This is a genomic window from Stenotrophomonas sp. GD04024, from assembly GCF_029837545.1.
GTDB classification, from domain to species: domain Bacteria; phylum Pseudomonadota; class Gammaproteobacteria; order Xanthomonadales; family Xanthomonadaceae; genus Stenotrophomonas; species Stenotrophomonas forensis.
Map to the genome: position 1 here is coordinate 16,562 of NZ_JAOEDV010000049.1, position 17,362 is coordinate 33,923.

The window sequence follows — 17,362 nt, forward strand, 5'->3', positions numbered from 1 at the left end:
CCATCCCAAGGAGCCCATTCCCATGAAACCGCAGGACATCCTCCCCGATCACCAGGACGACGTGCACGTGAACGGCCTGACCGTGCGCAAGGGCAGCGTCGGTGCCTTCCTCGCCAGCGTCCGCGACTGGCAGGACCCTGCCGCTGACGCCGTCGTTCGTGCCACCGCCGAGGCCGACCTGCGTGCGCTGTTGCCGGGTCTGCACGCACTGGGGCTGTTCCAGGTGCTGGCTGCGCGTGATCCAGCGTTGCAACGCCTGATCGATGGCATGGCCTGAAAAGGAGAAGGCCCGGACAAGCCGGGCCTTTGCGTCAATGTGGCGCGGAAGCGACTTAATCCCCTCCGTCCCCTTTTTGCGGTCAGCCGCCCGGTGCGAACACCAGGGTGCGGCGGGTGGTGACCGGAGCGCTGACCGGCTCGAAGCGCCAGCGCTTCACTGCGTTGAGGGCTTCGCGGTCGAACACGCGGGCGGGTGTCGCGCGCAGCACGCGTGCGTTCACCACCGAGCCGTCGGTGCCGACGGTGATCTCCACCAGCACTTCGCCTGAGGTGCCCGAGCGCAGGGCCTCGCCCGGATAACGCGGCGCCGGCGTGCTGACCGGGCGCAGGGTCGGTGCAGCCGGGGCCGCAGCCTGGCGTGCGGCGCTGGCCTGCTGCGCGGCGGCCTGCTGCTGCTTCTGCTCGGCTTCACGACGGGCGGCGGCCTGGCGCTCGGCTTCCTGCCGTTCGTTGTCGCGGCGCGCGGCATCCTGCTGTGCGGCAATCTGCTTGGCGGCATCGGCCTCCTTGGCGCGCTGCTCGGTCAGACGCTGCTGCTCGGTCTGCTGCTTGCTGCGGTCCTCGGCGTCCTTCTTCGCCTTTTCGGCTTCCGCTTCGGTGCGCTTGGCGGCGTTCTGCACGCCCTTGGCCAGGCCTTCCTTCAGGCGCGGCAGGGCCGGCGCGGACGCATCCACTTTCTCGATCAATGCCACCAGGCGCTGCGCCTCGGTGTAATCCTCGCGCGCCAGATGCTGCTCGGCGGCGATCAGGGTGTAGGGCAGCAGGTCAGTCAGCGCACTCTTCACCGAGGCGTCGTCTGGCGTCTTGTCACGCAGGGCGAGGTAGTACTCGATGGCGTTGTCACCGGCCGGCGCGTACATGCGGTTCTCGCGCAGCGCCTGGCTGGCCGATTCGCGCAGCTGTTCGGTACCCATCGACTGCACCTTGGCAGCGACCACCGGAGCGGCCGGTGCAGCAGCGGCGGGTGCCTTGTCCGGCGCGGAAGCCGGAGCTTCCTCCTTGCCCGAGCAGGCGGCCAGCGCCAGTGCCAGGGCAACCGGCAGCCACCGGCGCGCGGCGGTGATCATTGAGACCTGCGACATCCTGCTCCCCTCTAGAAGACGACGTGACGTAAATCATTGATATGCATGGCCGGGACCTGTGGTCCGGGCGCGGCTGGGTGACGTTTCCCGACGCCACCGCCGGCAACGGCGAGGGTGCAATCTAGCATCCCGGCCACCGCCGCGTACAAGGGGCGGTGGCCGGGACAGGCAGCGGCAACCCGGCCGCTACCGGCGACGACATCAGTGGTCGTGCGCCTTGTCGTGCGGCTTGCTGTGGCTGTTGGACATCAGCTTGTCGGTCCAGGCGATGCCGATCGCCGACAGGATGAACACGCAGTGGATGATGGTCTGCCAGAGCACGCCTTCAGGGGTCAGCATCGAGCAGCGGGCGATCCCGATGTTGGCGGCGGCCACGCTCATCTGCTCCGGCGTGCACAGCGGGATGCCATTCAGTGCGCCACTGGCGATGAAGGTCTTCAGCAGGTGGATGGAGGAGATGCCGATGATCGCCATCGCCAGCTTCACCTTCAGCACGCTGGCGTTGACGTGGCTCAGCCACTCCGGCTGGTCCGGGTGGCCTTCCAGGCGCAGCCGCGAAACGAAGGTCTCGTAGCCGCCAACGATCACCATCACCAGCAGGTTGGAGATCATCACCACGTCGATCAGGCCCAGCACGATCAGCATGATCTGCTGTTCACCCATCGAGACCGAGTGCGAAATCAGGTGCCAGAGTTCCTTGCCGAACAGGAACACATAGACGCACTGCGCCACGATCAGGCCCAGGTACAGCGGCAGCTGCAGCCAGCGCGAGGCGAAGATCAGGGTGGACAGGGGGGAGAGCGGCGGTCGGTTTGCACTCATGCGGGGGATGCTGCGTTTCGGGGGAGCCGCGAGGTTACCGGCCCGCCATGACGGTGCCAACCCAACTCACGCACTAGACTCCAGGTTCCTTTCCGCACCCGAGCCGCCGCCATGATCGACCTGTATTACTGGCCCACCCCGAACGGCCACAAAGTGACCCTGCTGCTGGAGGAAACCGGCCTGCAGTACCGCATCCACCCGGTCAACATCGGCTCGGGCGACCAGTTCAAGCCGGAATTCCTTGCGATCTCGCCCAACAACAAGATGCCGGCCATCGTCGACCAGGCCCCAGCCGATGGCGGTGCCCCGCAGAGCGTGTTCGAGTCCGGCGCAATCCTGCTGTACCTGGCCGAGAAGACCGGCCAGTTCCTGCCCAGCGACCCGCGCGGCCGCGTCACCACCCTGGAATGGCTGTTCTGGCAGATGGCCGGTCTGGGCCCGATGAGCGGCCAGATGGGTCACTTCAATGTGTACGCGCCGGAGAAGATCCCGTATGCGATCGAGCGTTATGACAACGAGGTGCGCCGCCTGCACGGGGTGATGGACAAGCGCCTGGCCCAGCACGCCTTCCTGGCCGGTGATGAGTACACCATCGCCGACATGGCCAGCTACCCGTGGATCGGGGCCTACGACAAGATCCCCGTCGATTTTTCCGCGTTCCCGAACCTGAAGCGCTGGCATGAAGCGATCGCCGCGCGCCCGGCCACCCAGCGCGCCTACGCCCTGCGCCAGCAGGTGAATCCGAACGCCGGCAAGCCGCTCAGCGACGAAGAACGCAGGCACCTGTTCGGCCAGCGTTGACCCGGGACGGTGGGTGCCGACCGCTGGTCGGCACCCCATACGGGCAGGCCTTATGGGCAAAAGGTCATGCTGTCTTCCTGCACGGGCTTGGTTAGGATGGGGGACGACCGCCCTGCATCCATCGTGGTGGGCGGACCTGCCGTTTGCCGGGATTCTTCATGCGCCACCTGTTCGCTTCGCTCGCCCTCATGCTCGCCACCAGTACCGCCGCCCACGCTGAAAAGCTGACCCTGGAAGCCATCACCGGCCCGCTGCCGTTGTCCGGCCCGACCCTGATGAAGCCGAAGGTCGCTCCCGACGGTTCGCAGGTCAGCTTCCTGCGCGGCAAGGACAGCGACCGCAACCAGCTGGACCTGTGGACCTACGACATCGGCAGCGGCCAGACCCGCCTGCTGGTCGACTCCAAGGTGGTGCTGCCGGGCACCGAGACCCTCAGCGATGAGGAAAGGGCCCGCCGCGAGCGCCAGCGCATCGCCGCGATGACCGGCATCGTCGATTACCAGTGGTCGCCGGACGCGCAGCGCCTGCTGTTCCCGCTCGGCGGCGAACTGTATCTGTACGACCTCAAGCAGCAGGGCCAGGCCGCGGTACGCCAGCTGACCCACGGCGAGGGTTTCGCCACCGACGCCAAGCTGTCGCCGAAGGGCGGCTTCGTCAGCTTCATCCGCGGCCGCAACCTGTGGGTGATCGACCTGGCCACCGGCAAGCAGCTGCAGCTGACCCGCGACGGCAGCACCACCATCGGCAACGGCGTGGCCGAATTCGTCGCCGATGAAGAGATGGACCGCCACACCGGCTACTGGTGGGCGCCGGACGATTCGGCCATCGCCTTCGCGCGCATCGACGAGTCGCCGGTACCGGTGCAGAAGCGCTACGAGGTCTATGCCGACCGCACCGACGTGATCGAGCAGCGCTATCCGGCCGCGGGCGATGCCAACGTGCGCGTGCAGCTGGGCGTGATCGCGCCGGCCGCCGACGCACAACCGCGCTGGGTCGACCTGGGCAAGGAACAGGACATCTACCTGGCACGCGTGGACTGGCGCGATGCGCAACACCTGAGCTTCCAGCGCCAGTCGCGTGACCAGAAGCAGCTGGACCTGGTGGAAGTGACACTCGATTCCAACCGCCAGCGCGTGCTCGCCCACGAGACCAGCCCGACCTGGGTGCCGCTGCACAACAGCCTGCGCTTCCTGGAAGACGGCAGCGTGCTGTGGTCTTCCGAACGCACCGGCTTCCAGCACCTGTACCGCATCGACAGCAAGGGCAAAGCCACCGCGCTGACCCGCGGCAACTGGCCGGTGGACGAACTGCTGGCGGTCGATGAGAAAGCCGGCAAGGCCTACTTCCGCGCCGGCATCGAGACCTCGCGCGAAAGCCAGATCTACGCGGTGTCGCTGCAGGGCGGCGAGCCGCAGCGGCTGTCGAAGGCGCCGGGCATGCACAGCGCCAGCTTCGCGCGCAACGCCAGTGTCTATGTCGACAGCTGGTCCAACAGCAGCACGCCACCGCAGATCGAGCTGTTCCGTGCCAATGGCGAGAAGATCGCCACCCTGCTCGAGAACGACCTGGCCGATCCCAAGCATCCGTATGCGCGTTACCGTGACGCGCAGCGCCCGATCGAGTTCGGCACGCTCACCGCCGCTGATGGCAAGACCCCACTCAACTACAGCCTGATCAAGCCGGCCGGCTTCGATCCGTCCAAGCGTTATCCGGTAGCGGTGTACGTCTATGGTGGCCCGGCCAGCCAGACCGTCACCGACAGCTGGCCCGGCCGCGGTGATCACCTGTTCAACCAGTACCTGGCCCAGCAGGGCTACGTGGTGTTCTCGCTGGACAACCGCGGTACCCCGCGTCGTGGCCGTGACTTCGGCGGCGCGCTGTACGGCAAGCAGGGCACGGTGGAAGTGACCGACCAGCTGCGCGGTGTGGCCTGGCTGAAGCAGCAGCCGTGGGTGGACCCGGCACGCATCGGCGTGCAGGGCTGGTCCAACGGCGGCTACATGACCCTGATGCTGCTGGCCAAGGCATCGAACCAGTACGCCTGCGGCGTGGCCGGTGCGCCGGTCACCGATTGGGGGCTGTACGACAGCCACTACACCGAACGCTACATGGACCTGCCGGCGCGCAATGAAGCGGGCTACCGCGAAGCGCGCGTACTGACCCATATCGAGGGCCTGCGTTCGCCGCTGCTGCTGATCCACGGCATGGCGGACGACAACGTGCTGTTCACCAACTCGACCAGCCTGATGAGCGCGCTGCAGAAGCGTGCCCAGCCGTTCGAACTGATGACTTACCCGGGCGCCAAGCATGGCCTGTCCGGTGCCGATGCGCTGCATCGCTACCGCGTGGCCGAAGCCTTCCTGGGACGTTGCCTGAAACCCTGATCCGCAGCCGGGAAGGAGCCCGCCGATGACCCTGCCACCGCCGATTCCCGCCCATCAGCAGCGATCTGCTGGCTGGTGGTGCCGCCACTGGCGCTGGGCGATGCCGTTGACCGTGGTGCTGGTGCTGGGCACGGTCGGTGGCGTGGTGGCCTGGAGCGTGCTGGGTTGGAGCGAGGCGGCGCGCGCGAGCCCGCCGATGCGCGAAGCACTGCGACGCGCCGGCTGCAGCATCGAGCTGGTGGACGCGTTCGGCGAGCCGCTGCGTGCCGGGTCGATGCCGCTGGGCAGCATGCAGACCGCGATCAACGGCCAGCGTGATGTCGGCCTGACCGTCTCGCTGGAAGGGCCGCACGCGCACGGCCGGTTGTTCGTGAAGGGCACCCGCAGCGACGATGTGTGGGATTACCCGGTGATGTACGTGCTGGCCGAGGACAAGCAGACCTTCGACCTGACCGCGCTGGATGATGATGAAGCGGCGCACGAATGCGAGCTGCAGGCCTGCCGTGATCGTGGCGAGTGCCCGCTGACCGCCGCATTGTGACCTCCGGCCGATTGTCGCCGCCGCACTGAACGCGTAGGGTGCGGGCAACCCTGTCCTGGAGTGCACCATGAAGCCGATCGCGTTGGCCGTTGCCCTGGCCCTGACTGCCGCCCCGCTGCTGTCCGCACCGCCGGCCCTGGCCGCACCCGCCGCCAAGGCCACCACGCCGGCCAGCCCGGCCTGGGTCGCCCGCAGCAATGCGCTGGCGCAGATCCTGCTGGATGCGCAGGGGCCGTTCCAGCCGGAAGAAACCGGCTTCTTCGGCGTGCCCGGCTACGACGACAAGGTGGCCGACCTGGGCCCCGACAACGGCAAGCGCTACCGCGCCGCGATGGCCAAGGCACGCGACGAACTGAAGGCGAAGCTGGCCACCGAGCAGGATCCCAACGTCCGCCAGGACCTGGAGATCATGATCCATGCCGCCAGCCAGAACATCGAAGGCAGCGAGCTCAACGAGAAGTACCTGCTGCCGTGGAGTGATGCGCCGCAGACGGTGTTCAGCGGCCTCAACCTGCTGTTGTCCGACCAGGTGCCGGCCGAGCGCCGCGCCAAGGCGGTCGACCGCCTCAAGGCCTATGCCGGCCTGCAGCCGGGTGGCACCGCCTTCACTACGCTGGCGCGCCAGCGCTACGAAGAGCGGCTGAAGGACAGCACGCTGCTGCAGCCGACGAAGATCGAAGTGCAGCAGTCGCTGGACAACGTCGAGACCTACATCACCGGCATCGAGTCGCTGCTGAAGAAGTACCAGATCGCCGGCGCAGACGAGGCGATGAAGACCCTGGCCGGGCAGATGAAGGACTACGCGGCCTGGACCCGCACCGAGGTGCTGCCGAAGGCACGTGCCGATGCGCGCCTGCCGGCGCCGCTGTACGCGTACCAGCTCAAGCAGGTGGGCATCGACATCGATCCGAAGCTGCTGATGCAGCGTGCGCAGCTGGAGTTCATGGAAACCCGCTCGGCGATGCAGCAGCTGGCGCCGCTGGTGGTGAAGGACAAGGGCCTGAAGGTGGCCGATCCGAGTGACCCGGTGGCGGTGATCCGCGCGCTGAAGGCTGACAAGATCGCTGACGATCATCTGGAAGGCCATTACCGCAAGGTGATCGATGCGATCGACCCGCTGATCCGCGAGCACGCCATCGTCGACGTGCCCAAGCGCGCGATGCAGATGCGCCTGGGTTCGGCCGCCGAGAGCGCGGCCAGCCCCGCCCCGCACTTCCTGCCGGCACCGCTGGTCAACAACACCGGGCAGCAGGGCACCTTCGTGCTGCCGCTGGGCAACCCGGCCGCGGGCCCGGGGGCGCAGTACGACGACTTCAACTTCGGGGCAGCGGCATGGACGCTGAGTGCGCATGAAGGACGCCCGGGCCACGAGCTGCAGTTCACCGCGATGGTCGAGCGCGGCATCTCGCTGGCGCGCACCATGTTCGCGTTCAATTCGGTGAACGTGGAAGGCTGGGCGTTGTATGCCGAAGCCGAGATGGTGCCGTACGAGCCGCTGGACGGGCAGATGATCGCGCTGCAGTTCCGCCTGCTGCGCGCTGCACGCGCGATGCTTGACCCGATGCTCAATCTCGGCCTGACCGACCGTGCCAACGGCGAGCGCGTGCTGATGGAGCAGGTCGGCCTGTCCAAGGCGATGGCCACCCAGGAGCTGGACCGCTACATGGTGCGCATGCCGGGCCAGGCTGGCAGCTACTTCTACGGCTACACCCGCATCCTGGAACTGCGCATGCAGACCGAGCTGGCGCTGGGCGCGAAGTTCGACCGCCTGGCGTTCAACAACTTCCTGCTCGACCAGGGCCTGCTGCCGCCGGACCAGCTGGCCGACGCGGTGAACAAGGTGTTCGTGCCGAAGTACAAGCGCTGAGCATCGCCGGGTAATGCCGGCCGCTGCCCGGCAATCGCCGTCTGTAGATGCCGACCTTGGTCGGCGCCGTGGGTTTCGTGCCAACCAAGGTTGGCACCTACCAGAACGATGCGTCGTCTGTTGCAGGGGTAGTGCCGGCCGCTGGCCGGCATTCCCTTGGCGCAGGAAGCATTCCTGAGGTTGCCGGCCAGCGGCCGGCACTACCGGCGCTGACCCGGGAAGGTCACCGCTGCGGCGGCGGAGGCGTGATCACCTGCGTTGGCAGCCGTGCCGGCGGCTGCGGATTCGGTACCCAGATCGCGACACCGGCGGCGCGCTTCTGCGTGGTCGGAATGCCGATGCCGACGCCGCCACCGACATGCGAGCCGAACGTACCGGCGCCGACCGACATGCCCACCGGCGAACCGCTGCTGCCGACACCCATCAGCACCACACCATTGGCACCCAGCGCTGCAGCCTCGCGCTTCAGGCGTGCCACGGCGGCATCGGTCTGGCCCTGGGTGCCGAAGCCCACCGCGGATGCCGATTCCAGCTGCGCGATTTCCTGGGAGCCGGCCGGCGGCGTCGAATAGATCTGCACCTGGGCCGGGTCGATCGGCGCGCGGGCACGGCCCAGCATCACCTTGGAGGTACTGGCACAACCGGCGGCGGCCAGCAGCATGGCCGCCAACGCGGCCCAACGAATGTTCATGGCATCACCCCTGCAGGACTGGTTGTGATCATCGGCGGGCCACTCTGAATCGGGGCCAACACCCGGGCCAGGGCACGCACCACCTCACGCTAGCACGGCCCTGGTGACAGCCCCGCCAATGGCAGTAGGCGGCAGCGGCGGGAACGTCTATGGTGGGCCCAGGAACCAACGGCGGGAGAGCGGCATGGGTGTGATCAGTCTGTTGTGGGGCGTACTGGCGCTGTTGTGGATGATCCTGGCGCTGATACCGCTGCTGGGCTGGGGCAACTGGTTCCTGATCCCGTTCGCTGCCGTCGGCGCGGTGATCGCCGCGCTGGGCATCCTGTTCACCCACCCGAGCAAGCGCGGCCGGGCCTGGGCCGGGCTGGTCCTGAACGGCATCGTGGTGGTGGTCGGCATCCTGCGCCTCGGCCTGGGCGGCGGCGTGATCTGAGCCCGTCCCGGGGTGCGACAGGGCGTCGCAGGCACACGGCCCACAGCCGGGTGGGGGCGTACAATGAGCGGCTGCGCGAGCCCCCCGCGTGCCTGTGAATCCGCGCCCGGCGCGGCTGCCCGATGATCATCCGACCCCGTCCCCACGGCTGGCAACTGCTGTACATCCTGCGCGGCTCGATCGTCAAAGCGATCGCGCCGAAGGTGCTGGCGATCCTGATCCTGTCCATCGCGGTCGCCGCGGTGGTTGAACTGGCACCGCCGACCGGCATCGAGCGCGTTTCGGTCACCCCGTTCACCCTGCTCGGCCTGGTGCTGTCGATCTTCCTCAGCTTCCGCAACAGCGCCTGCTACGAGCGCTGGTGGGAAGGCCGCAAGCTGTGGGGCCAGCTGGTCTTTGAATCGCGTTCGCTGGCCCGCCAGGTCAATCTGCTGCTGGCCGATGACCATGGCCGTCGCCGCCGCATCGCCTATGTCACCACGGCCTTCGCCCATGCCCTGGCCGGGCGCCTGCGCGGGCGCATCGTGGCCCTGATGGCCCTGCCGTGGCTGGACAAGCGCCAGCGTGAACAACTCGGCCAGCGTGAGAACGTGCCTGACGCGCTGCTGTCGATGATCGCCGCCGAACTGGCCCAGGCCCTGCGCGCCGGTGACCTCGACCCGATCCTCTACGCCCAGCTGGAGGAGCGCCTGCACGCGATGTCGTCGATCCAGGCCGGCTGCGAGCGCATCCTCACCACACCACTGCCGTTCGCCTACACCCTGCTGCTACACCGCTGCGCGTGGATGTTCTGCGTGCTGCTGCCGTTCGGCCTGGCCAGTTCGCTGGGCTGGGGTACGCCAGTATTGTCGGCGGTGCTGGCTTACGCCTTCTTCGGCCTGGACCAGCTGGGCGAGGAAATGGAAGACCCGTTCGGCCTGGAGCCGAACGACCTGCCGCTGGACGCGCTGGTGCGCACGATCGAGATCGACCAGCTCGACGCGCTCGGCGAACGCCCCTTGCCCGAACCCCTGCTGCCGCAGGGCTACCTGTTGCAATAGCCACTCCTCGGAGCCTGCCATGTCCCACCCGCTTTACCGCCCGCGCCGCATGCGCCATGACGAGTTCTCGCGCCGCCTGATGCGCGAGAACACGCTGACCACCGACGACCTGATCTACCCGGTGTTCGTGCACGAGCTTGCCGGCCGCACTGCAGTGCCGTCGATGCCGGGCGTGGAGCGGCTGTCGATCGAAGAACTGCTGAAGGTGGCCGAGGAAGCGCTGGAACTGGGCATTCCGGTGATCGACCTGTTCCCGGTGATCGACCCGTCGCTGAAGTCGCTGGACGCGTCGGCGGCGTGGGCCGAGGACGGCCTGGCGCAGCGGGCGATCCGCGCGCTGAAGTCGCGCTTCCCGGAGCTGGGGGTAATGACCGACGTGGCGCTGGACCCGTACACCACGCATGGCCAGGACGGCATCATCGACGACAAGGGCTACGTGCTGAACGACATCACCGTCGACGCACTGGTCAAGCAGTCGGTGTCGCATGCCGAGGCGGGTGCGGACATCGTGTCACCGTCGGACATGATGGACGGCCGCATCGGTGCGATCCGCCGCGGGCTGGATGTCTCCAACCACATCAACGTGCGCATCATGGCCTACTCGGCCAAGTACGCTTCGGCGTTCTATGGCCCGTTCCGTGATGCGGTGGGCAGCGCGGCCAGCCTCGGCAAGGCCGACAAGAAGACCTACCAGATGGACCCGGCCAACGGCGACGAAGCCCTGCGCGAAATCGCGCTGGACCTGGAAGAGGGCGCCGACATGGTGATGGTCAAGCCGGGCATGCCCTACCTGGACCTGGTACGCCGGGTCAAAGAGACGTTCGGCGTGCCGACCTTCGCTTACCAGGTCAGCGGCGAGTACGCGATGATGAAGGCCGCCTTCGCCAACGGCTGGCTGGACGAGCGCGCCTGCGTGATGGAGTCGCTGCTGGGCTTCAAGCGGGCCGGTGCCGATGGCGTGCTGACCTATTTCGCGCCGCAGGTGGCGCGATGGCTGCGCGAGCGCTGACAATAGCGCGACGATAGACGGAGGAATGCGCGATGGGACCCGAACTGGGATGGATGCAATGGTTGATCTGGGGCATCGGTACGCTGGTGTTCGGCGCCATCATCGTCGGTGTCTTCATCGCGGCCTGGCGGGCCGGCAAGCGTCCGCCGGAGCAGCTGTCGGCGGCCCGTCACGTGGCCCGTGAGCAGGCCCTTCCGGACAGCGTGCAGGCCGAACTGGCGGCGTTGAACCAGCGCAAGGACAAAGGCCAGCTGAGCGAGGTCGAGTACGAGCAGCAGCGTGCCAGGGTGTTGTCGCGCTGACGCATCCGCATGGGTGGGTGCCAACCTTGGTTGGCACTTTCCTGCATGCCAACCAAGGTTGGCATCTACCAGACGGCTATCCACGCGTGGCGTGGATCTACTGCACGCACCCGGGCACCGCCGCCACCTTCGGCACCGCCAACCGGTATACATCCACGCCGCCGGCACGCGGCGCCTTGGCCGGCATCCATATGGTGGGTGCCAACCTTGGTTGGCACCTTCCTGCATGCCAACCAAGGTTGGCATCTACCAGACGGCTATCCACGCGTGGCGTGGATCTACCGGATACACCCGGGCACCGCTGCCACCTTCGGTACCGCCAACCGGTACACATCCACGCCGCCGGCACGCGGCGCCTTGGCCGCACTGCTGGCGACCAGCATCTCGCCCGGCCTGGCGTTGTCGATCACCGGCGCGCCGGTCCAGCCACCGGGCTGGTTGAACGACAGCCCCAGCGGCTGCAGCGCCACGCCGCTCCACGCGCAGCCGCTGCTCCAGACCTCCGCGGTCGCGCCGCTGCCACGGCTGAACACCACCGCGCCATCATTGCCGAGCCAGTCAGCGTCGGTCTCGTCCTCGGCGCTGTTCAACGCGCCCAGTGCGGTGGCGGAACTGCGCCTGCCGTCGGCGTCCAGCGCGGCCACGAACAGGTCCCAGCCGGCGCCATCGCCCTGCTGGCGGGCAAACAACAGGCGCTGGCCATCCGCGCTCAGGGCCGGCCCGCGCTCTTCCTGGCGCCCGCCGTCACCGGCCAGCGGCTGCGCCGGGCCCAGCTGGCCGTCGGCGGCCAACGCGGCGCGGTACAGCGCCAGCTTGCCGTCGCGGCCGGCCGCGAACAGCAGCCAGCGCCCATCGCGGCTGAGGTAGGGATCGCGGGCCTCATCGGCCACGTCCACCGGCAGGGGCTGCGCCTGCTGCCAGCGGCCATCGACCACGCGCGCCTCCCACAGGCTCCAGCCGGACTCGCTGCGGCGGGCGAAAACGATGCGCTGGCCATCGGCACTGATCGTGGCGCGGCCCTCGTCGGCGCGGGTCGAGACCACGCCCATGCCTTCGATGCCGTACTCGTTCAACGCCATCGCCACGGGGGCAGAGAGTAGACTGGCGGCGAGCACCAGCAGGGGCGGGGTGATGCGCATCATCCGGGTCCGTGCACGAAAGAGCATCAGTCTAGCCAGCTTGAGGATTCCATGACCGACCGTTACGCCGTCTTCGGACACCCCGTTGCCCACTCGAAGTCGCCGCAGATCCATGCGACGTTCGGTCGCCAGGAAGGCATCGCGGTGGATTACCGCGCAATCGACCTGGCCCCGGATGCATTCCTGGCCGGCCTGGAGGCGTTCGCCGCCGAAGGCGGTGTCGGCGCCAATGTCACCCTGCCGCACAAGGAAACCGCGTTCTCGGTGTGCACCACGCTGACCGCACGGGCGCGCCGCGCCGGCTCGGTCAACACCCTGCTGCGCAAGGGCGACCGCTGGCACGGTGACACCACCGATGGCATCGGCCTGGTGCGCGACCTGACCGACCGCCACGGCCTGGACCTGCGTGGCCGCCGCATGCTGCTGATTGGCGCCGGTGGCTCCGCACGCAGCGTCGCCCCGGCGCTGCTTGATGCCGGCATCACCGAACTGGTGGTGGTCAACCGCACGCCGGAACGCGCCGATGAACTGATCGACGCGATGGGCGAACCGGGCCGCGCGATCAGCCGCTACTGGGAAGACCTGCGCGACCTCGGCGACTTCGAGCTGATCGTCAACGCCACCTCGGCAGGCCGCGACCGAGATGTCGAGTTCAAGCTGCCGCTGTCGCTGGTCAACTCGATGACCACCGCCGTTGACCTGAACTACGGCGAAGCCGCCATCGCCTTCCTGGCCTGGGCGCGCGCGGCGAACTGCCGCAATACCGTCGATGGCCTCGGCATGCTGGTCGAACAGGCCGCCGAGAGCTTCCTGCAGTGGCACGGCGTGCGCCCGCAGACCGACGAGGTCTACCAGTCGCTGCGCCGGGGTGCGGCCGTGCTGGCCGGCGAGGACTGAACCATGGACAGCACCGCCTTGCTGTTGACCGTACTGAGCATGGTCGGCGTACGCCTGCCGGTGCTGATCGCACTGTGCGTGGGCCTGGTCTGGGTGGTCGGCGCGCCGCGCGATGCCACCCGTACCGGCGCGCTGGTCGGCCTGCTGCTGTTGCTGCTGTCCTGCCTGGGCGGCCTGGCCGCCGGCATCCTGCCGATGTGGCTGGTCAGCAGTGGCAACTTTGGTGCCGTGTCGGGCATGGGCGCCGTGCTCGGCGTGCTGCACTTCGCACTGGCGATGGTCGAGGCCATCGGCGTGGTGCTGCTGGTATGGGCGCTGGTGCGCCTGCTGCGGCTGCGCGGCAACCCGGTGCAGTGACACCCCGGTGACGGCCCTGGGCCGTCGCCTGTAGCGCCCGGCGTGTTCATCCCGCTGCCCGGCGTCGTCGCTGCCCCGTTCAGGGTGCCAGCGGCGGCGGACGTCGCCGGCCATGCGACAATGACCGGCCTGATCCAGCCACGGTACTTCCCGGCGTGACCGAAACCGTCGCCGCTCCGCGCACGCTCGATGACCCCTTGAAGGACGCGATCCGCAAGGCGTACACGACGCTGCAGGCCAATACCCCCGGCTTCTCCACCCGCCGCTCGCAGAGCCAGATGATCGGCGTGGTGTCGCGTGCGCTGTCGAAAAGCGGTGGCGTCGGCGTGGTCGAGGCGCCGACCGGCGTCGGCAAGAGCCTGGGCTACCTCACCGCGGGCGTGCCGATCGCGCTGGCCAGCAAGAAGAAGCTGGTGATCAGCACCGGCACCGTGGCCCTGCAGTCGCAGCTGGTCGAGCGTGATATCCCGAATTTCCTCAAGGCCACCGGCCTGGAAGCGACGGTGGCGCTGGCCAAGGGCCGTACCCGCTACCTGTGCACGCGCAATGCCGCCGAGGCGCAGGGCGAGGGCTCGCAGGGCGGCATGTTCGAGGATGACGCGCCGCTGTTCGACCGGCCGCTGGCGCCGATCGAGATGGACATCGCCAAGCGTCTGACCGACGCCTTCACCGGCGGCAGCTGGGATGGCGACATTGACAACGCGCCAGAAACCATCAGCCCCGGCCTGCGCAGCCGCATCACCACGCCGGCTTCGGGTTGCGCCGGGCGCCGCTGTGCCTATTCGGCGCAGTGCGCGGTACTGCGTTCGCGCAATACCGTGCGTGACGCACAGATCGTGGTGACCAACCATGCGCTGCTGCTGTCGGCGTTGTCGATCGGCGACAGCGACAACGGCCAACCGTTGATCGCGGCGCCGTCGGACATGCTGCTGGTGCTGGACGAAGGCCATCACATCGGCAACGTGGCGATCGACCAGGGCGCGGCCAGCCTGGCACTGGACGAGATGGCCAAGCGCACCGGCCGCCTGCAGATCCTGATCGCCGGCGCCTACCGCGCGGTCGACAAGGACCGCCTCGGCAACCTGCTGCCCAACGAAGCGATCGAGGTGGCCAGCAACGTGGCCAAGCAGCTGCGTGCCTTCCGTGACCACATCGAACGGGTGTGGATGCCGGCGCCGGCCGACGAGGAACCGATGTGGCGCGCCGCCAACGGTCGCCTGCCCGAGGCCTGGCGCGAGCCGATCGAAGCGCTGGCCGACGATACCCGCAGCCTCTACAACTGGGCGCATGCGGCCACCGCGCAGGTGGCCAAGGGCAAGCCGGACGATGCCGCGCGCGAGCGCCTGCAGCGCAACCTGGGCATGGCGCTGGAGATGATCGAGCAGCAGTACAACCTCTGGCAGGCGTGGCGCCGCGAGGACAAGGACGGCGCGCCGCCGATGGCGCGCTGGGTCACCGCCACCCGCGACGGCGACCTGGTGCTGCACGGCTCGCCGGTGTCGGCCGCGCACGTGCTGCGCAAGCTGCTGTGGGACGAAGTGGATTCGGTGGTGATGACTTCGGCGACGCTGACCGGCGGCGGCGATTTCCAGTCGCTGGCGATCGACAACGGTATTCCCGAAGAGGCCGAGATGGTCTCGCTGTCCTCGCCGTTCGACCTGCCCAACCAGGCCGAGCTGATCGTGCCCAGGTTCCCGGTCACGCCGGACGACCGCGAGGGCCACCCGCGCGAAGTGGCGCGTTACCTCGACACCGAGCTGGACTGGGCCAAGGGCTCGATGGTGCTGTTCACCTCGCGCTGGAAGATGGAGAAGGTGGCCGGCCTGATGCCGGCCGCGCGCCGCAAGCAGGTGCTGGTGCAGGGCGATATGTCCAAGACCCGGCTGATCGACGAACACCTGCGCCGCGTCGCGGCGGGCGAGGGCTCGGTGCTGTTCGGCCTGAACTCGTTCGGCGAGGGCCTCGACCTGCCCGGCGAAGCCTGTACCACGGTGGTGATCACCCAGGTGCCGTTCGCGGTGCCGACCGACCCGCAGACCGCCACGCTCAGCGAGTGGTTCGAAGGGCGTGGGCTCAACGCGTTCAACCTGATCGCGATTCCGCACGCGCTGCGCACGCTGACCCAGTTCGCCGGCCGCCTGATCCGCACTTCCACCGACACCGGCCGGGTGGTCATTCTTGATTCGCGGCTGCTGACCCGCCGCTACGGCAAGCGCATCATCGACGCGCTGCCGCCGTTCAAGCGCGTGATCGGCTGACCTGTAGTGCCGGCCGCTGGCCGGCAAAACGGGGACGGAGGGGATTAAGACGCAAATGGCACAAACGACCTGATCCGTTCCGTCCCCGATGGCTAGCGCCGCAGTGGCAGCCATTGTCCTTCGCTGGCGCTGCGCCACAGCCATTCCACCGGCCCGAAGCGATGGTCGCGCAGCCACCACGCACTCGCCCACAGCTGCAGCGGGAACACCACCGCTGCCACCAGCAGCACCGGCCACAGCCCGTGCTGCGGGCCGATACCCCACCCGAAGCCGGCAAACAACGGCACGCAGATGGCGCTTTGCAGCAGGTAGTTGCTCAGTGCCATGCGCCCGGCCGGGACGAACACGCGCAGCACGCGTTCGGCCCATGGGCGCAGATAGAGCAGGGCGAAGATGGCGGCCGCCGCGATGCCCAAGGCCAGTGGCGCAACGCGGTACGACACGCGCAGCAGGTAGCCGGGAACGCCCGCACGCAGCGCCGGCCATGCCTGCTTGAGCGCATCGGCGTGGGCATCGATCCACAGGAACGCGGCCGTCAACAGCAGCCCACCAAGGGCAATCGAGCGCAGCAGCGGCCGGTGTGCCTGCGGCTGCTGAAGCAGGCCGCGACGGCCGGCCCAGTAGCCCAGCAGGAAGCGGCCGAGCACGAAGAACAGCAGTGCCCAGTTGCTCAGCTTCAGCCATGCCGCCAGCTGCAGGTTGTGCCACCACGCCTGGGCCAGGTTGCCGTGCGCCAGTGCCTCGAGCGCTGTAGCGTTCATCTGCGCGCGCGGTGTGAGCAGGGCCACCCATTCGCGGATCCACGGCGACAGCAGCGGCGGCAGCAGCAGGGCGATGAACAGGCCACTGCACAGCAGGGCACGATCGCCCAGGTGCCGGAACAACGGCAGCAGCAGGCCGACCAGTGCGTACACCAGCAGGATGTCACCCCACCACAGCAGCACCGAATGCAGCAGGCCGATCACCAGCAGCACCGCCATCCGCCGCAGGTGGGCGGCCATGCTGCCGGGCGCATGGCCGTCCATCTGCATCGCCACGCCCATGCCGAACAACAGCGAGAACAGGGTGATTGCCTTCATGTCCACCAGCCATTCCATGCCGGTGCGGATGGCCTGGTCGAGTGCCGCGCTGGGCAGCGCCTGCTGCGCGGCCTCGGTCATCAGCGCATCGAGCGAGAAGAAGCGCAGGTTGACCAGGAACACGCCGAGCAGCGCGAATCCACGCAGGGCATCGATGAGGGGCTGTCGCGGCGGGCGGTGGGTCATGCCCTGCAGCGTACCGGATCGGTAGTGCCGGCCGCTGGCCGGCAACCTCATCGATGTGCAGACGCATTGTGCAGATGCCGGCCAGCGGCCGGCACTACCACACAGGGGTCAATCGCCGAGCAGGGCGGTGTTGCGCACGGCGCCCTTGTCGGCGCTGGTGGCGAGCAGGGCGTAGGCCTTCAACGCGCTGGTGAC

Annotated in this window: 17 protein-coding genes; 12 read left to right on the top strand and 5 right to left on the bottom strand. The window is 68.2% G+C overall.

The window, feature by feature from the left end; translation table 11 throughout:
* Positions 1-22: 22 nt before the first annotated feature.
* Positions 23-277, top strand: coding sequence for a hypothetical protein (locus N7590_RS15085; RefSeq protein WP_164242659.1), 255 nt, complete (start codon positions 23-25; stop codon positions 275-277).
* Between the two features lie 82 nt (positions 278-359).
* On the opposite strand, the gene N7590_RS15090 is transcribed toward N7590_RS15085, so the two are convergent.
* Positions 360-1,361 (bottom strand): energy transducer TonB, encoded by a 1,002-nt coding sequence (locus N7590_RS15090; protein WP_279935703.1) that lies wholly within the window; start codon positions 1,359-1,361, stop codon positions 360-362.
* Positions 1,362-1,562: 201 nt separating this feature from the next.
* Positions 1,563-2,183: a TIGR00645 family protein gene (locus N7590_RS15095; protein WP_053511322.1), complete on the bottom strand. Its 621-nt coding sequence runs from the start codon at positions 2,181-2,183 to the stop codon at positions 1,563-1,565.
* 111 nt (positions 2,184-2,294) lie between these two features.
* Between N7590_RS15095 and N7590_RS15100 the strand changes: the two genes are divergently transcribed.
* From N7590_RS15100 to N7590_RS15115, 4 genes are all read left to right on the top strand, one after another.
* Positions 2,295-2,984 carry a glutathione binding-like protein gene (locus tag N7590_RS15100; protein ID WP_053451106.1) on the top strand — a complete coding sequence of 230 codons (690 nt, stop codon included), beginning with the start codon at positions 2,295-2,297 and terminating at the stop codon, positions 2,982-2,984.
* A gap of 158 nt (positions 2,985-3,142) precedes the next feature.
* Complete coding sequence (locus N7590_RS15105) at positions 3,143-5,368, top strand: DPP IV N-terminal domain-containing protein (protein ID WP_164242658.1); 2,226 nt, start codon at positions 3,143-3,145, stop codon at positions 5,366-5,368.
* Positions 5,369-5,393: 25 nt separating this feature from the next.
* Positions 5,394-5,909: a cytochrome c oxidase assembly factor Coa1 family protein gene (locus N7590_RS15110; protein ID WP_053511320.1), complete on the top strand. Its 516-nt coding sequence runs from the start codon at positions 5,394-5,396 to the stop codon at positions 5,907-5,909.
* 67 nt (positions 5,910-5,976) lie between these two features.
* A complete protein-coding gene (locus N7590_RS15115; RefSeq protein ID WP_049455985.1) occupies positions 5,977-7,776 on the top strand; it encodes a DUF885 domain-containing protein in 1,800 nt (599 codons plus the stop codon).
* 223 nt (positions 7,777-7,999) lie between these two features.
* Here N7590_RS15115 and N7590_RS15120 read toward each other — a convergent pair whose 3' ends face one another.
* Positions 8,000-8,467: a hypothetical protein gene (locus N7590_RS15120; protein WP_008267941.1), complete on the bottom strand. Its 468-nt coding sequence runs from the start codon at positions 8,465-8,467 to the stop codon at positions 8,000-8,002.
* A gap of 184 nt (positions 8,468-8,651) precedes the next feature.
* Here N7590_RS15120 and N7590_RS15125 point away from each other — a divergent pair, with 184 nt between their 5' ends.
* The 4 genes from N7590_RS15125 (at position 8,652) to N7590_RS15140 (ending at position 11,251) form a co-directional block, all read left to right on the top strand.
* The gene (locus N7590_RS15125) at positions 8,652-8,900 is read left to right on the top strand and encodes a hypothetical protein (protein WP_006475755.1); all 249 of its coding nucleotides are present in this window, start codon (positions 8,652-8,654) and stop codon (positions 8,898-8,900) included.
* A 122-nt stretch (positions 8,901-9,022) separates the two neighbouring features.
* A complete protein-coding gene (locus N7590_RS15130; protein WP_164242657.1) occupies positions 9,023-9,940 on the top strand; it encodes a bestrophin family ion channel in 918 nt (305 codons plus the stop codon).
* 19 nt (positions 9,941-9,959) lie between these two features.
* Positions 9,960-10,949, top strand: a complete 990-nt coding sequence (gene hemB, locus N7590_RS15135) for a porphobilinogen synthase (protein WP_053451102.1) — start codon at positions 9,960-9,962, stop codon at positions 10,947-10,949.
* Positions 10,950-10,981: 32 nt separating this feature from the next.
* Entirely contained in the window at positions 10,982-11,251 is a 270-nt protein-coding gene (locus tag N7590_RS15140; RefSeq protein WP_164242656.1) for an SHOCT domain-containing protein, read from the top strand.
* A gap of 278 nt (positions 11,252-11,529) precedes the next feature.
* Here the strand turns inward: N7590_RS15140 and N7590_RS15145 are convergent, their stop codons facing one another.
* Positions 11,530-12,393, bottom strand: coding sequence for a hypothetical protein (locus N7590_RS15145; protein ID WP_279935704.1), 864 nt, complete (start codon positions 12,391-12,393; stop codon positions 11,530-11,532).
* 48 nt (positions 12,394-12,441) lie between these two features.
* On the opposite strand from N7590_RS15145, the gene aroE reads away from it, so the two are divergent.
* The 3 genes from aroE (at position 12,442) to dinG (ending at position 15,902) form a co-directional block, all read left to right on the top strand.
* Positions 12,442-13,287 carry a shikimate dehydrogenase gene (aroE, locus tag N7590_RS15150; protein WP_164242655.1) on the top strand — a complete coding sequence of 282 codons (846 nt, stop codon included), beginning with the start codon at positions 12,442-12,444 and terminating at the stop codon, positions 13,285-13,287.
* A gap of 3 nt (positions 13,288-13,290) precedes the next feature.
* Positions 13,291-13,644: a hypothetical protein gene (locus tag N7590_RS15155; protein WP_164242654.1), complete on the top strand. Its 354-nt coding sequence runs from the start codon at positions 13,291-13,293 to the stop codon at positions 13,642-13,644.
* Positions 13,645-13,799: 155 nt separating this feature from the next.
* Positions 13,800-15,902 carry an ATP-dependent DNA helicase DinG gene (gene dinG / locus N7590_RS15160; protein ID WP_164242653.1) on the top strand — a complete coding sequence of 701 codons (2,103 nt, stop codon included), beginning with the start codon at positions 13,800-13,802 and terminating at the stop codon, positions 15,900-15,902.
* A 92-nt stretch (positions 15,903-15,994) separates the two neighbouring features.
* Here dinG and N7590_RS15165 read toward each other — a convergent pair whose 3' ends face one another.
* Positions 15,995-17,167, bottom strand: a complete 1,173-nt coding sequence (locus N7590_RS15165) for a DUF418 domain-containing protein (RefSeq protein WP_053512154.1) — start codon at positions 17,165-17,167, stop codon at positions 15,995-15,997.
* Positions 17,168-17,362: the final 195 nt, after the last annotated feature.

Bases quoted from the DNA above. Each gene is read 5' to 3' on its own strand.
- N7590_RS15090 (WP_279935703.1), bottom strand. From the start codon at position 1,361: ATGTCGCAGGTCTCAATGATCACCGCCGCGCGCCGGTGGCTGCCGGTT.
- N7590_RS15165 (WP_053512154.1), bottom strand. From the start codon at position 17,167: ATGACCCACCGCCCGCCGCGACAGCCCCTCATCGATGCCCTGCGTGGA.
- N7590_RS15130 (WP_164242657.1), top strand. From the start codon at position 9,023: ATGATCATCCGACCCCGTCCCCACGGCTGGCAACTGCTGTACATCCTG.
- N7590_RS15145 (WP_279935704.1), bottom strand. From the start codon at position 12,393: ATGATGCGCATCACCCCGCCCCTGCTGGTGCTCGCCGCCAGTCTACTC.
- N7590_RS15120 (WP_008267941.1), bottom strand. From the start codon at position 8,467: ATGAACATTCGTTGGGCCGCGTTGGCGGCCATGCTGCTGGCCGCCGCC.
- aroE (WP_164242655.1), top strand. From the start codon at position 12,442: ATGACCGACCGTTACGCCGTCTTCGGACACCCCGTTGCCCACTCGAAG.
- N7590_RS15110 (WP_053511320.1), top strand. From the start codon at position 5,394: ATGACCCTGCCACCGCCGATTCCCGCCCATCAGCAGCGATCTGCTGGC.
- N7590_RS15085 (WP_164242659.1), top strand. From the start codon at position 23: ATGAAACCGCAGGACATCCTCCCCGATCACCAGGACGACGTGCACGTG.
- N7590_RS15100 (WP_053451106.1), top strand. From the start codon at position 2,295: ATGATCGACCTGTATTACTGGCCCACCCCGAACGGCCACAAAGTGACC.
- N7590_RS15140 (WP_164242656.1), top strand. From the start codon at position 10,982: ATGGGACCCGAACTGGGATGGATGCAATGGTTGATCTGGGGCATCGGT.
- N7590_RS15155 (WP_164242654.1), top strand. From the start codon at position 13,291: ATGGACAGCACCGCCTTGCTGTTGACCGTACTGAGCATGGTCGGCGTA.
- N7590_RS15115 (WP_049455985.1), top strand. From the start codon at position 5,977: ATGAAGCCGATCGCGTTGGCCGTTGCCCTGGCCCTGACTGCCGCCCCG.
- N7590_RS15095 (WP_053511322.1), bottom strand. From the start codon at position 2,183: ATGAGTGCAAACCGACCGCCGCTCTCCCCCCTGTCCACCCTGATCTTC.
- hemB (WP_053451102.1), top strand. From the start codon at position 9,960: ATGTCCCACCCGCTTTACCGCCCGCGCCGCATGCGCCATGACGAGTTC.
- N7590_RS15125 (WP_006475755.1), top strand. From the start codon at position 8,652: ATGGGTGTGATCAGTCTGTTGTGGGGCGTACTGGCGCTGTTGTGGATG.
- N7590_RS15105 (WP_164242658.1), top strand. From the start codon at position 3,143: ATGCGCCACCTGTTCGCTTCGCTCGCCCTCATGCTCGCCACCAGTACC.